Below are 13984 nucleotides of genomic sequence, written 5' to 3' on the forward strand. Positions count from 1 at the left end.
TTTTATGCAATAGCTACAATAGGAGAAATTCAAATACAAGAAAAGGGCCTGCCGACGGCAAGCCCTCATCAATCACTTATTATTTTACTAAAGCTACTGTATCTCTGCAGATTGCAAGTTCTTCATTAGTAGGAATAACTGCAACCTTAACTTTGGAAGCCGGAGTAGAGATAACGATTTCTTCGCTGAATGTATCGTTTGCTTTGTCATCAATCTCAACACCAAGGTATCCGAAGTAGCTGCAGACATCTTTACGAAGCTGTCCTACGTTTTCACCGATACCAGCGGTAAATACGATTGCATCTACACCGTTCATGGCTGCCACATAACCACCAACGAATTTAGCGATACCATAGCAAAGTACATCATAAGCGTTCTTTGCATCTTCGTTTCCGTCTGCGATTGCAGCTCTGATATCACGCATGTCACTGCCAACTCCGGACATACCCTGAAGACCGGATTTCTTATTCAGGACGTTCATAACACCTGCAATGTCAAGATTTTCTTTCTTTGCGATGAACTCAACGATTGCCGGGTCAATGTTACCGGAACGTGTTCCCATTACAACACCTTCAAGCGGTGTAAGACCCATAGTTGTATCTACGCATTTACCGTTCTTTACAGCACTGATAGAAGAACCATTTCCAAGGTGGCAAACGATAACTTTGGAGTTGTCTTTGTCAAGTCCGAGGAATTCAACAGCACGTTTGGATACGAAGCTGTGGGAGGTTCCGTGGAAACCATATCTTCTTACTTTGTATTTTTTGTAGTATTCGATCGGAAGTCCGTACAGATATGCTTTTGCAGGCATTGTCTGATGGAAAGCTGTATCAAACACACCAACCTGCGGTACACCCGGCATCAGTTCTGAGCAGACATCAATACCGATCAGATTTGCAGGATTGTGAAGAGGTGCAAGATCGTTGCACTCTTTTACTGCTGCGATCATTTCGTCTGTGATTACTGCAGAAGCCGCAAATTTCTCACCGCCATGTACGACACGGTGTCCGATTGCATCTACTTCTTTCAGGCTCTTGATTGCACCTGTTTTTTCATTTGTAAGAGCATCCAGGACGAACTGGATAGCTTCTTTATGAGTAGGCATAGCACATTCTGTGATTTCTTTGTCAAGTCCGGCTTTCTGATAAACCAGTCTTCCGTCGATTCCGATTCTTTCGCAAAGACCCTTTGCCAGAACGTCTTCTGTATCAGAGTTGATCAGCTGATATTTCAGTGAAGAACTTCCGCAGTTAATTACCAATACATTCATTTTAATATTCTCCTATTCGATATGATTCAGATATGTAGATCTTATTTGTCCTCAGCCTGGCACTGTACAGCTGTAATTGCAACAACACCAACGATATCATCTGCAGAGCATCCTCTGGAAAGGTCGTTGACAGGTTTTGCGATACCCTGTGTAACAGGTCCGTAAGCTTCTGCTTTACCAAGACGCTGAGCAAGTTTGTATCCGATGTTTCCTGCATCAAGGTCAGGGAATACCAGAACGTTTGCTTTACCTGCAACTTCACTGCCCGGAGCTTTGGATGCACCAACGCTCGGTACGATTGCTGCGTCAAGCTGGAATTCACCATCAAGTTTGAGTTCCGGATGCTCTTCTTTTGCGATTCTTGTAGCTTCTACCATCTTATCTACGTCAGCGTGTTTTGCACTTCCTTTTGTGGAGTGTGAAAGCATTGCAACGATTGGCTCTTCCTGAACAAGAAGCTGGAAAGATGCAGCAGAAGAAGCTGCGATTGCAGAAAGTTCTTCCGGAGTCGGGTTCTGATTCAGACCGGAGTCAGCAAATACAAATGCACCGTTTGCGCCATATTCGCAATCCGGAACTACGATCAGGAAGAAAGCGGATACAAGCTTTGTTCCCGGTTTTGTTTTCAGAATCTGCAGACATGGACGAAGTGTATCTGCTGTAGAATGGCATGCACCGGATACCATACCGTCTGCATCACCCATTTTTACCATCATTACACCATAGTATGGGTACTGAGTATGAAGGATCTCTTTTGCTTTTTCAGGTGTCATACCTTTTTTAGCTCTCAGTTCTACAAATTTGTCAATGTATGCCTGAGTTTTGTCAGATGTCTCTGGATCAATGATGGTTGCTCCGGAGATATCGAATCCGCCTTCAGCAGCTTTCTTATTGATTTCTTCTTCGTTACCGATGAGGATGATCTTGGCAACTCCCTCTTTAAGAATCTTATCAGTTGCCTCGATAGTTCTCATATCCTCTGTCTCTGGCAGAACGATAGTTTTGATGCTTTTTTTTGCTCTTTCTTTGAGTAAATCAACAAATCCCATGATTAAATGGCTCCTTTCGTTATTTCGGTCATGTGACCGCGTGAGAGTCTGAAACATGATCTCACAGCTAGAATCATTATACCCCCTGTTTTCGCGCATTTCAAGTAGTTGACAAGGAGATTCTTCCAAAGAGTGGTATTTTTTGACGTGCAATCCTGACGGAATAACGAACAAATTCCGTGTTCTGTATTTTAAGGATAACCTTGTCGCTCTTCCACCGCTGTGTTACAATATCGAAATCAGTAAAAATATACGAAAAAGCAGGAAGACAACATGAAAGTAACAGGAATCATAGCAGAATATAATCCTTTTCACCGGGGACACAAATACCAAATAGATTACTGCAAAAAAGAATTGCATTCAGATTATGTAGTTGTTGCCATGAGTGGTGATTATGTGCAGAGAGGTACACCGGCACTTCTCCCCAAACATATGCGGGCAGAAATGGCGCTTCGCTGTGGCGCAGATCTCGTGCTTGAGATGCCGGTATCGGTGAGCACCGCCAGCGCAGAAGCTTTTGCTATAGGCGCTGTTTCTATGCTGGATGGGCTGCATGTTGCAGACCGGCTCTGTTTCGGAAGTGAATACGGCGAAGTTTCGGCTTTGCAGGAACTTGCAGCTGTTCTTGTCAGCGAGCCTGAAGAATACCGGCTGTTTCTGAAAAAATTCTTAAGCGCAGGCTGTTCTTTTCCGGCAGCACGCAGTCAGGCACTGGTGGAATATTTCAAAAACCCTCATAATTTCACCGGTGATACTTTTGACGGCATTCTGACTCCGCTTCTGAATCAGATCACACAGATTTTAAATTCACCCAACAATATTCTGGGGATTGAATACTGTAAGGCTTTAAATCGCCTCAAAAGCAGTCTGAAACCAGTTACATTGAAACGCCAGGGGATGGGGTATCACGATACGCTTAGCGCTGCCTCTTCCGCTCATGCCGTATCTGCTGACATTTCCGGCAAAAATGTCCCCTTCGCCTCTGCTTCTGCTATTCGCGAACTTTTAACTTCCACTCTCACACAGGAAACAATTGCACAGGTTTCTGCACAGATTCCGGATGAGGCTTCCGCATTCTTTGTTTCTTCTCTGCGAAATAATGGATACCTGAGTGAAGAAGTTCTGGACGATCTTCTTATCTATCGAATCATGTACGAAGATGCAGAATCTCTTTCGCAATATCTTGATGTTTCGGTAAATCTTGCAGAGCGCATAATAAACTGTCGAAATGAGATCTCCGGTTTCACACAGGCCGCTTCTCTTTTGAAAACAAAAGAGCTTACCCAGACACGCATTCAGCGTGCACTGCTTCACTCAATCTTACAGATACGCGAAGCTCCTCTGTTGGTTCCTTATTCACGCGTACTCGGATTTCGCAAAGAAAGCAGCCCACTTCTGAAAGAAATCAAAAAGAACAGTTCCATTCCAGTGCTTACAAAACTTGCCGATGCCGATGCATTCCTCGATGAGACAGGGAAACGCCTCCTGAGCGAGACAACAGCAGCATCCAACCTTTATGAAAAGCTTCTCTGCAAAAAAAACGGGCAGAAATTTATTCACGAATATCAGAAACAGTTGGTTATTTTTTAAATAAATATACAAAGCTAAAAACAGCCGTCACCGATTCGGAAATCTTAATCCCCCCGATGATGGCTGTTTTATTATTCTGACAGCAGAATCCTGTCATTATCAAGAGCCTTACCGGCTCCGCTTCTGAACTTCTCAAGAAGTCCCTCAACTGTCATGTTCTTTTTCTCTTCTCCGCCAATGTCCAGAACGATCTTACCGGAATCCATCATTAAGATTCTGTTTCCAAGATCAATTGCTGACTGCATATTGTGTGTGATCATCAGACATGTAAGCTGATTTTCTTCTACAATACGCCTTGTCAGATTCAGAACTTTCTCTGCTGTTCCCGGATCAAGCGCTGCTGTATGCTCATCCAGAAGGAGTAGTTTTGGCGGGTTCATTGTCGCCATAAGAAGTGTCAGTGCCTGTCTCTGACCACCTGAAAGAAGACCGACCGGATGGCTCATACGTTCTTCCAGTCCAATATCCAGTTTCTTTAACTCTTCCCGAAAACGTTCTTTTTCCTGTTTGGTCGTATGGGAAAGCCATCCACCTTTGCCGGCTGCAAGTGCAAGATTTTCTTCAATTGTCATTCCCGGGGCAGTTCCCCTCATCGGATCCTGATACAGGCGTCCGATACTTTTGGCGCGTACATGCTGTGGAGTAAAAGTAATATCTTCTCCATCGAGAATGACAGAGCCGGAATCTGTAAGGAAATCTCCGCAGACCGCATTAAAAAATGTAGATTTACCGGCACCGTTGGAACCGATGATCGTGGCAAAATCACCTTTTTTTAATTCGAGTGAAAAATCTTCCAGAGCCTTTTTTTCATTTACAGTGCCTGGATTAAATGTTTTTGAAATATGGCTGATTTTTAACATGGATCATCTGCCTCCTTTTTGGTGTGTCATCCTGCGTCGGATCTGCGGCCACTGTTTTTTCAGATAAGGACCGGAAATTGCAAGAACAACAATGACAGAAGATACAAGTTTCAGCATAAACGCCGGCATATTAAACCTGAGCGCGATCGTATATACAAGACGGAAAATAAAGGAACCGAGTACCATTCCCACTGCCCTTACAAAAATTCCGCCATGTCCAAGGATCGTACCACCAATCAAAAGAGATGCCAGTGCGATGGTGACCATACCCTGTCCGATATTGATATCTACGGATTTCTGTGACTGAGACAGAAGACATCCGGAAAGTGCGGTAAACGCATTGGCCACACACAGACCAATGACTGTTGTAAATACCGGGTTAATAGAAGAAGATTTTACCATATCGGAGTTATTTCCTGTTGCTCTGATTGCAAGACCAAGTCTTGTTTTCAGAAAGAATACAAGAAACAGGATTACGAGGATCACAGCGATTGCCGCAATGATGATATCTTCTCTGCCTTTTAACGGAGTTTCCGAAAGTGTATCTTTCATCATACTGAATACCGTCGTTGTATGGTTCATATTGATCAGGGATGAGCCGCCCATAACTGCAATATTTACGGAATACAAAGCCGTATTTACGATGATTCCGGCAAGCAGACTGTCCACACCGAGTTTTGTCTGCAGGATCGCAGTTACAAAACCGGAAAGAACTCCGGCAGCCATTGCTGCCACAATGGACAGAAACGGATGTCCGCTAACAGCTACTACTGCTCCCACAGCGGCGCCAAAAGTAAAGCACCCATCTGTAGAAAGGTCGCAGACATTCAACATAGAATAACTGAGAAACAGGGCAAGAACTGTCAGCGAACAGATCAGTCCGAGTTTCAGGGCAGTCTCTCCAAGAGAGAGCATTGTTGCAATCGTCACGGTGATTTCCTCCAATTGGTTTTATTGGTTATAACAACCTTATTTTGCTTCTACATCATCAAAGCTTTCGGCAGTGGTGATCTCATTTACCTGTGTGCAGAGCGGCTCAAATGCTGTCTTAACAGTATCAAAATCAAGACCAAGTGCTTCACATGTTTCTGTGTTTACAGTTGCAGTACCATTGTCGAATGTTTCTACAGCTGTTTCGGATGGTTTTGCTCCATCTACAAGAATGTCTGCAATCATATCAGCTGTTTTCTGTCCAAGGTTTGCATAATCAACACCATATCCTACAAATGCACCGTTCAGTGCGAAAGAATCAGCACCAGTGTAGTGCGGGATACCAGCTTCGATAAATTTTTCATAGATAGAAAGTTCTGCTGTCATGATAGTGTTATCTGTTGGTGTGAAAACCGCATCCACGCCATCAGCGATCAGCGCTTCTGCTGCAAGCTGAACTTCATCCGTTGTCGTTCCGGTACGCTCTACATACTCAATACCTTCTTTGTCAAGGTAATCTTTTGCTTCCTGAATTGCGGTTGTGGAAGAATCCTGTCCGACATCATAGAGAAGTCCGATTTTCTTTACATCAGGATTCTGCGCCTGGATAAGTTTCATAATAGAAGAAGTATCCAGATAATCACTTGTTCCGGTAATGTTTGCTCCCGGTGCTTCCAGAGAATCTACCAGACCGGAACCAACCGGATCAGAAACTGCGGAAAATACGACCGGTGTATCTGTTCCTTCTGTTGCAGACTGCATACGCATTGCTACCGGTGTAGCTACACCAACCATCAGGTCTACATTGTCAGCCTGAAAATCGGAAATAATCTGTTCCATAACACTTGCATCTGCATTGCAGTTATCATAAGATACATCAAAAGTAATACCTTTTTCTTCTCCGATCTCTTCCAGACGAGACTGAATATTGTCTACGATCTGATTCAGGGAAGCATCATCTACATAATTGCAGATACCTACTTTAAAATCATCTGCCATTACCGGAGAAGCCATCATCATACTGGTTGCTACTGCTGCTGCGATTACTAACATTCTTTTTTTCATAGTCTTTTTCCTCTCTTTCAACATATTATGTGCCATGAGAAAAAAAGAACCGTCCCAAGCTATGCTTGAGACGGTAATAATTTCTTATTATCGCGGTACCACTCAAATTGACGTATCGTCCACTTTCTCATGTACAAACATACACTCCTGATTGATAACGGGTTCGGTTCCCGTCAGCGCCTACTCTTAAGATCATCATTTCGGGCTGCCCTCGGAAGGCCATTCGATAATCTGCTTCATACAGGCTTCCACCATTACCTGCTCTCTGGAATGATTCAGGATTATTTACTCTTCTTCCTCATTGGTTTTGCTGTTTTTTACTTTACCACAGGAAATCGTGAATGTCAATCATTTTTTATAAAACTGAACAAAGGTTTTTTCTGACTAAGTGCCAGTGACAGTGGATCCACATGACCGTTTGCTGCAAGTATAGCCGGATCGTATTTCCAGAGCTGGACTTCTGCCTGTGTTTCTGCATTCAGAAGTTCCTGACTGCCATCGCATCGGAACCCTTTTTTATTTGCAGCATAACAGGGATATCCTTTTTCGTCATCCGTACTTACAATTATCAATGACTGGTCTTTATCACCCCGTACTTCTCCATCTGACAGATCTGATATGATACTCTTCCGTGCAATTTCTTTATCTATATAAAGCACATCAGCCACCGGTGAACTCAGACTGCTTTTTAACATTCGGAGGATCTCATCCGGAATGTACTTTCCCTTCAGATATTTCTGTACACCGGTCTTTCCGGTTTCAAAACACCCGGTCTCTTCAAGCTGGCGAAAAGCTCGTGTTATCGTCATCGCTGAACATCCAAGGGCTTTTACTGTATCATTCATATAAATACAGTTTTTCTTTCCATAATACCAGTAGAAGAGCAGTAGTTGTGTGGACGGCTGTAAAGCTTCCGCACTTTGTATTTCTGTACGATATTTTTCCTCAAGGCAGATTCCCATAAATGGCAGATAGATCTGACTGTCCGGCACTATAAATGAAATATGTGCTTTTATGAATGCAGTCCTTCTGTATGCGTCTATCATATCCATAATGAAAACTACAGGCAGTGCTTCTTCCATTTGGATACGACGAAGCTGCTTCTTCAAAGAGCCAATCTGACTTAGTTTATCTTTGGGCCATAGGAAAATACATTTCATTTTATCAAGTTCCACAAGCCGCATTTCATATCGTTCGGTAATGTAATATGGTAACTCCAATTCACCTTTCCAACGATGATATTTCACTGACACACCAAGCATTTTCTCCAGATATTCCATTCTGTTATTCTCCCATATATATTTATAACTCAGAAATCATATTATAACATATATAATGTTATATCATAATTATTATGTTAAATAAAGGATTTTCAATAATTTTGCACAAAAAAATCCCCTGACAGAGGATTCTCCGGGATTTCCGGAAATATCTCCTTCAGGGGATTCGTTATTATAACATCATCCAGTAAAAATCAGACATTTTCTTGTTTCGTATCAGTTCTTGAAGCTGTGGATTGGTGCCGGGATACGTCCGCCGCGCTCTACAAATGCATCACATGAGAACTGATTTACCGGCATGATCGGAGCATATCCGAGAAGTCCTCCAAACTCTACTGTCTCTCCTACTCCTTTACCGATAACAGGAATTACACGTACTGCAGTCGTCTTCTGATTGATCATTCCAATCGCAGATTCATCAGCAATGATACCTGCAATTGTAGATGCCTTTGTATCACCCGGGATTGCGATCATATCCAGACCTACAGAGCAGACACAGGTCATTGCTTCGAGTTTTTCCAGTGTCAGTGCACCAAGATTTACAGAATCGATCATTCCCTGATCCTCGCTGACCGGAATAAACGCACCGCTCAAACCGCCAACTGCCTGCGCTGCCATAACACCGCCTTTTTTTACCTGGTCATTCAAAAGTGCAAGTGCTGCAGTCGTTCCAGGTGCTCCTACTCTCTCCAGGCCGATTTCTTCAAGAATTTCCGCTACACTGTCACCGATTGCCGGTGTCGGTGCAAGAGAAAGGTCAACGATTCCGAACGGTACGTTCAGACGTCTGGATGCTTCCTGTGCAACAAGCTGTCCCACACGTGTTACTTTAAATGCTGTACGCTTGATCATTTCACATAAGGTCTGGAAATCAGCACCACGAACAGATTCCAGTGCTGTTTTGACTACACCAGGACCGCTGACTCCGACATTAATGATGCAGTCTGCTTCTGTCACACCATGAAATGCGCCTGCCATAAACGGATTATCATCCGGTGCATTGCAGAACACTACAAGCTTCGCACATCCGAGTGAATCCTGCTCTTTGGAGGCTTCCGCAGTTGCCAGGACAATCTCGCCCATTAATTTTACAGCATCCATATTAATACCGGTCTTGGTTGAACCAACATTGACAGAACTACATACACGCTCTGTCACTGCCAGTGCCTGTGGGATAGAACGGATCAGCAGTTCTTCTGCCGGTGTCATACCCTTACATACCAGAGCTGAATATCCGCCGATAAAGTTTACGCCGATGGTTTTTGCCGCACGATCCAGTGTCTTCGCTATAGATACAAAATCTTCTGTCGTATGGCATGCCACACCGCCGATTAAAGCAATCGGTGTCACGGAAACACGTTTATTCACAACAGGAATACCAAATTCTGCTGCAATCTTGTCTCCGGTAGCAACCAGATCTTTTGCCTTGGTTGTGATTTTGTTGTATATCTTTTCATTCATGATATCGAGATCACTGTCGATACAATCCAGAAGGCTGATTCCCATTGTGATGGTACGCACATCCAGATTTTCCTGCTCGATCATCTTATTTGTCTCATTAACCTCAAAAATATTGATCATGTCAACTCTCCTTTTCTGTATGATACGATTAAATACGATGCATTACATTAAAGATATCTTCGTGCTGACAGCGGATCACTACGCCAATTTTATCGCCGATTTCAGAAAGTTCCTTTGAAAGAGCTGCTGCGTCTTTTTCTGATTTGCTGGTATCTGTAACCATCATCATGTTAAAATATCCCTGTACGATAGTCTGAGAAATATCCAGGATGTTTACATTGTTGTTTGCAAGATACGTACATACCTTTGCAATGATGCCTACTGTGTCATTTCCTACTACTGTAATGATTGTTTTTTTCATGACTTTTATCCTTTCTTTTATACAGTAACTACATCGGAAATCAGATCCCGTTTCGCCACCTGAATTCTGAAATCTTTTGATTTGTAAGGGTTGTCTCCCAGTGTTACCTCTGAACAAACAGTCTCATATGCAAGATCTTCGTAATTATTTTCTCTGCTGAGATGTCCCAGAAAGATTGCTTTCATATTGTCATGCAGAAGCCTGCACAAAAGCCTGCCCGCATTTTCGTTGGAAAGATGTCCTCTTTCACCGAGAATACGTTGTTTCAGATAATATGGATATCTGCCTACCTGCAGCATCCGAATATCATGATTGGCTTCCAGAAGAAGCGCATCCAGATTCTGAAGATTTTCAATAATATAATCATTATATTTGCCGAGGTCAGTCGCAATTCCCACAGAATGTCCATCACATTCCAAACGATAGCCAACCGGCTGTGCCGCATCATGCGGAATGGAAAAAGGATTTACCGTAAGATCTCCGATTTCAAATGGTTCATCCTCTTTTATCTCATGGAAAATCCCGTCCGGAATCTTTCCAAGTGCATTGGTACGAACCATGGCATCCACTGTGCCTCCCGTAGTATAGATGGGAATTCCGTATTTTCTTGATATAACCCCCAGTCCTTTGATATGATCGGAATGTTCATGCGTAATCAGGATTCCGTCCAGATCACGTCCGGTAAGATCAAGACTGTTTAAACCAGCTTCCATCTTTTTGCCACTGATTCCGGTATCAACCAGCACATGCGTATTCTCTGATCCTACGTAAATACAGTTTCCGCTGCTTCCGCTCGCAATACTGCAAAATCTCATAATTTCTTAATCCCTTCTTCTATCTGGCGCCATGTTTCCTCTGGCAGACCGTTATTTGCAATCACATAATCCGTATTCTGCCGGAAAAACGCCTCGGAAGCCTGTCTCTTTATGATGCTCAGAGCTTTTTCTCTCGTGTAACCTCTGCTGCTCATAAGACGTTCTATACGTATCTCCTGATCCGTATGTACATACCAGACCTGGTCGCAGAAAGCATCATACTTTTCTTCCAGAAGAAGTGCTGCCTCTACTACGACCAGAGAACAGCCAGCTTCCCTTTGCTGTTCAATCTGATTCAATATATATTGTCGGACAGCCGGATGAATAATCGCATCCAGACTCTGACGCATTATCTCACTACCAAATACTACATCGGAAACCATCTTCCGGTCAATGGTTTTGTCATTTTTTATGACTTGTTTTCCAAATAATGCAACCACTCTGTCATAACAGCTCCCATCAGGCTCCATAACCAGATGTCCGACCAGATCCGCCTGAATCACATATGCATGATATTTTTCTTTCAGAAAATCAAGCACTGTACTTTTGCCGGCGCCGACACCGCCTGTAATTCCGAGAATTTTCATTTTACTTTGCCTCATACCAGTTGCCGCCTTCATGCATGTCTACTTCAAGTTCTACAGAAAGCTTTGCAGCACCCTTCATTTCTTCTTCCAAAATACGGGAAACAATCTCAAGTTCATCTTTTTTTGTCTCTATGAGAAGTTCATCGTGAACCTGCAATACCAGTCTGGATTTAAGGCCCTCCTGCTGTATTCTCTTATAAACACGGTTCATGGCAATTTTAATGATATCTGCTGCAGTTCCCTGTATCGGAGAATTCATAGCTACACGTTCACCGAAAGAACGCTGCATAAAATTGCCGGACTTCAGTTCCGGTATCGGACGTCTCCGTCCGAACATGGTTGTCACATATCCTTTTTCTTTTCCTTCGGCAACAAGGCCATCCAGAAAACTTTTGATCTTCGGATATGTCTCAAAATACTTTTCAATATACTCTGCAGCTTCTTTTCGGGTAATGCTTAAGTCCTGACTGAGTCCGAAAGAACTGATTCCATACACAATTCCGAAGTTTACCGCTTTTGCATTCCGTCGCTGGAGAGACGTTACTTCTTCAAACGGAACATGAAATACCTGTGACGCAGTCAGACGGTGAATGTCCTGCGCCTCTCTGTATGCCTGAATCAGAGTTTCATCTCCGGACATATGTGCAAGTACACGGAGTTCAATCTGTGAATAATCTGCATCCAGAAATACATATCCTTCCTCCGGTACAAAAACTTTACGGATCAGGCGTCCCAATTCCATACGTACCGGAATGTTCTGAAGGTTCGGTTCCGTACTGCTGATTCGTCCGGTTGCTGTGATCGTCTGATTAAACGTGGAATGGATTCTTCCATCCGGTCCAATAACTGACGCAAGACTGTCTGCATAGGTCGATTTCAGCTTTGCAAGCTGCCGATATTCCAGAATATCTTTTACAATCGGATGTTCTGCTGCCAGTTTCTCAAGGATATCTGCTGCCGTGGAATAACCAGTCTTTGTTTTTCTGCCTCCCGGAAGTCCCATTTTTTCAAAAAGTATCGTTCCGAGCTGCTTCGGAGAATTGATATTAAATTCTTCACCGGCAACCTCATAAATCTGTTTTTCCAGTTCTTCAATACGCACCTGAAGTTTTTTTCCATATATTTTTAATTCTTCACCTTTTACGCAGATTCCATATTTCTCCATAGAATCCAGCGTAAAAATCAATGGAAGTTCAATCTCCCGGTAGACCTTCCACATACCACTGTCTTTCAGCGAGTTTTCGATCGGAATACGGGAGGCAAACGCGGTGTATGCCATATAACAACTATATGCCATTAAACCGTCTGCTGAACTCTCCCATGCCTTTTTCAGGGAATCCTTACCAAGCAGGTCCTCCCGTGCAGGAAGAAGTACTCCGTCCAGATATTCCTTCGCAATATCATCGTACGTGTATGTGGATTTCAACGGATTCAGAAGATATGCTCCGATTCCGATGTCAAAAACCTGCGTTTCATCTTCAAGTGGCACATGTTTCAAAAACTGTTTGATATCGAGTGCACAAAGAACCGTTGTTTTTGCCAAATCTTTCATGGATGCGCACAGAAAATCCCCGGTAAGCAGTCCTTCCACCGGTATATAGTAAATTTCTTCTTTTTCAAGGGCAATTCCAAGGCCATAAATATTTTCTTTATCCGCGAGAAGTGAAATTCCGACATATGCTTTGTCAGATGCTTTTTTGAATAATGCATCAACACCTGAAAGATCACTGCAGGAAAAGAAATTCTGTTCGATTGGATTTTCCGGCATGACTGCTGTATCAAATTTTGAAAGAAGATTTTTGAATTCAAGCTGTTTGCAGAGCTGATATGCCTCTGGTGTATAAAGTTCCTTCAGTTCTGCTTCTTCATAAGAATAATCTATCGGACTGTCTGTATTGATCGTCGCAAGTGTTTTGCTTAAAACAGCCATATCATAATGCTCGCGCAGGGATTCTTTTGCTTTGTTCGGCTTCACTTCCTCCAGATGCGCATAAGCGTTTTCTATTGACCCAAACTCTACGATCATCTTTGTTGCCGTCTTTTCACCAACTCCCGGAATACCTGGAATGTTGTCAGCAGAATCTCCCATCAGGGCTTTTAACTCAATGATCTGCGGTGGTGTCACCTGATATTTCTCAATAACTTCCTGTGTATGGAAGTTCTCGATGGTTGTCTTTCCTCTTGAAGTCTTCGGAAGGCGGATCAGGACTTTTTCTGTTGCAAGCTGAAGAAGGTCACGGTCACCGGAAAGAATTGTTACATCCATTCCTTCTTTTTCACTTCGTACAGCCAGTGTTCCGAGGAGATCATCCGCTTCAAATCCCGGTTTGGAAACAATCTTGATGCCCATTGCCGTAAGCACTTCTTTGATCAGCGGCACCTGTTCCCTTAATTCTTCCGGCATCGCTTTACGTGTTCCCTTATATGCATCATACATTTTGTGACGGAATGTAGGCTCGTGAAGGTCAAAAGCAACTGTCAGATATTTCGGTTTTTCTTCGTCCAGTATGCGAAAAAGAATATTCAGGAATCCATAAACCGCGCCTGTATGTCTGCCTTCGGAGTTTGTCAGATCCGGAAGTCCGTAAAATGCACGGTTCAGAATACTATGTCCATCGATCAGTAAAATTTTGTCACTCAAAATGTGTTCCCCCTG

12 protein-coding genes and 1 other annotated feature are annotated in these 13984 nt (G+C 43.2%); of the genes, 1 reads left to right on the top strand and 11 read right to left on the bottom strand.

The window, feature by feature from the left end:
* Nucleotides 1–79: 79 nt before the first annotated feature.
* Nucleotides 80–1270: an acetate kinase gene (locus H8Z79_RS05545; RefSeq protein ID WP_118039669.1), complete on the bottom strand. Its 1191-nt coding sequence runs from the start codon at nt 1268–1270 to the stop codon at nt 80–82.
* A gap of 41 nt (nt 1271–1311) precedes the next feature.
* Nucleotides 1312–2319: a phosphate acetyltransferase gene (pta, locus tag H8Z79_RS05550; protein WP_118039668.1), complete on the bottom strand. Its 1008-nt coding sequence runs from the start codon at nt 2317–2319 to the stop codon at nt 1312–1314.
* Between the two features lie 273 nt (nt 2320–2592).
* Here pta and H8Z79_RS05555 point away from each other — a divergent pair, with 273 nt between their 5' ends.
* Nucleotides 2593–3909, top strand: coding sequence for a tRNA(Met) cytidine acetate ligase (locus H8Z79_RS05555; protein ID WP_118039667.1), 1317 nt, complete (start codon nt 2593–2595; stop codon nt 3907–3909).
* A gap of 71 nt (nt 3910–3980) precedes the next feature.
* On the opposite strand, the gene H8Z79_RS05560 is transcribed toward H8Z79_RS05555, so the two are convergent.
* The 9 genes from H8Z79_RS05560 to polA form a co-directional block, all read right to left on the bottom strand.
* Nucleotides 3981–4769 carry an ABC transporter ATP-binding protein gene (locus H8Z79_RS05560; RefSeq protein ID WP_015542565.1) on the bottom strand — a complete coding sequence of 263 codons (789 nt, stop codon included), beginning with the start codon at nt 4767–4769 and terminating at the stop codon, nt 3981–3983.
* A gap of 3 nt (nt 4770–4772) precedes the next feature.
* Nucleotides 4773–5684: an ABC transporter permease gene (locus H8Z79_RS05565; protein ID WP_118039760.1), complete on the bottom strand. Its 912-nt coding sequence runs from the start codon at nt 5682–5684 to the stop codon at nt 4773–4775.
* A 54-nt stretch (nt 5685–5738) separates the two neighbouring features.
* Nucleotides 5739–6764, bottom strand: a complete 1026-nt coding sequence (locus H8Z79_RS05570; RefSeq protein ID WP_118039666.1) for an ABC transporter substrate-binding protein — start codon at nt 6762–6764, stop codon at nt 5739–5741.
* A 63-nt stretch (nt 6765–6827) separates the two neighbouring features.
* Nucleotides 6828–7075: a binding site (T-box leader), on the bottom strand.
* 33 nt (nt 7076–7108) lie between these two features.
* The gene (locus tag H8Z79_RS05575) at nt 7109–8044 is read right to left on the bottom strand and encodes a hypothetical protein (RefSeq protein ID WP_118039665.1); all 936 of its coding nucleotides are present in this window, start codon (nt 8042–8044) and stop codon (nt 7109–7111) included.
* Between the two features lie 216 nt (nt 8045–8260).
* Nucleotides 8261–9625 (bottom strand): PFL family protein, encoded by a 1365-nt coding sequence (locus H8Z79_RS05580; RefSeq protein ID WP_015542562.1) that lies wholly within the window; start codon nt 9623–9625, stop codon nt 8261–8263.
* A 28-nt stretch (nt 9626–9653) separates the two neighbouring features.
* Nucleotides 9654–9926: an ACT domain-containing protein gene (locus H8Z79_RS05585; RefSeq protein ID WP_015542561.1), complete on the bottom strand. Its 273-nt coding sequence runs from the start codon at nt 9924–9926 to the stop codon at nt 9654–9656.
* 17 nt (nt 9927–9943) lie between these two features.
* Nucleotides 9944–10741, bottom strand: a complete 798-nt coding sequence (locus H8Z79_RS05590) for an MBL fold metallo-hydrolase (protein WP_015542560.1) — start codon at nt 10739–10741, stop codon at nt 9944–9946.
* Complete coding sequence (gene coaE, locus H8Z79_RS05595) at nt 10738–11328, bottom strand: dephospho-CoA kinase (RefSeq protein ID WP_118039664.1); 591 nt, start codon at nt 11326–11328, stop codon at nt 10738–10740. The genes H8Z79_RS05590 and coaE overlap by 4 nt, the downstream gene beginning before the upstream one ends.
* 1 nt (nt 11329) lies before the next feature.
* Entirely contained in the window at nt 11330–13969 is a 2640-nt protein-coding gene (gene polA / locus H8Z79_RS05600; protein WP_118039663.1) for a DNA polymerase I, read from the bottom strand.
* Nucleotides 13970–13984: the final 15 nt, after the last annotated feature.

This window comes from Blautia intestinalis (genome assembly GCF_014297355.1).
Lineage (GTDB): Bacteria > Bacillota > Clostridia > Lachnospirales > Lachnospiraceae > Blautia_A > Blautia_A intestinalis.

What these genes read in the sequence shown, in the direction of transcription:
- H8Z79_RS05590 (WP_015542560.1), bottom strand. Translation starts at nt 10,741, where the DNA reads ATGAGATTTTGCAGTATTGCGAGCGGAAGCAGCGGAAACTGTATTTAC.
- H8Z79_RS05555 (WP_118039667.1), top strand. Translation starts at nt 2,593, where the DNA reads ATGAAAGTAACAGGAATCATAGCAGAATATAATCCTTTTCACCGGGGA.
- H8Z79_RS05570 (WP_118039666.1), bottom strand. Translation starts at nt 6,764, where the DNA reads ATGAAAAAAAGAATGTTAGTAATCGCAGCAGCAGTAGCAACCAGTATG.
- H8Z79_RS05560 (WP_015542565.1), bottom strand. Translation starts at nt 4,769, where the DNA reads ATGTTAAAAATCAGCCATATTTCAAAAACATTTAATCCAGGCACTGTA.
- H8Z79_RS05565 (WP_118039760.1), bottom strand. Translation starts at nt 5,684, where the DNA reads ATGCTCTCTCTTGGAGAGACTGCCCTGAAACTCGGACTGATCTGTTCG.
- pta (WP_118039668.1), bottom strand. Translation starts at nt 2,319, where the DNA reads ATGGGATTTGTTGATTTACTCAAAGAAAGAGCAAAAAAAAGCATCAAA.
- H8Z79_RS05585 (WP_015542561.1), bottom strand. Translation starts at nt 9,926, where the DNA reads ATGAAAAAAACAATCATTACAGTAGTAGGAAATGACACAGTAGGCATC.
- coaE (WP_118039664.1), bottom strand. Translation starts at nt 11,328, where the DNA reads ATGAAAATTCTCGGAATTACAGGCGGTGTCGGCGCCGGCAAAAGTACA.
- H8Z79_RS05575 (WP_118039665.1), bottom strand. Translation starts at nt 8,044, where the DNA reads ATGGAATATCTGGAGAAAATGCTTGGTGTGTCAGTGAAATATCATCGT.
- H8Z79_RS05545 (WP_118039669.1), bottom strand. Translation starts at nt 1,270, where the DNA reads ATGAATGTATTGGTAATTAACTGCGGAAGTTCTTCACTGAAATATCAG.
- H8Z79_RS05580 (WP_015542562.1), bottom strand. Translation starts at nt 9,625, where the DNA reads ATGATCAATATTTTTGAGGTTAATGAGACAAATAAGATGATCGAGCAG.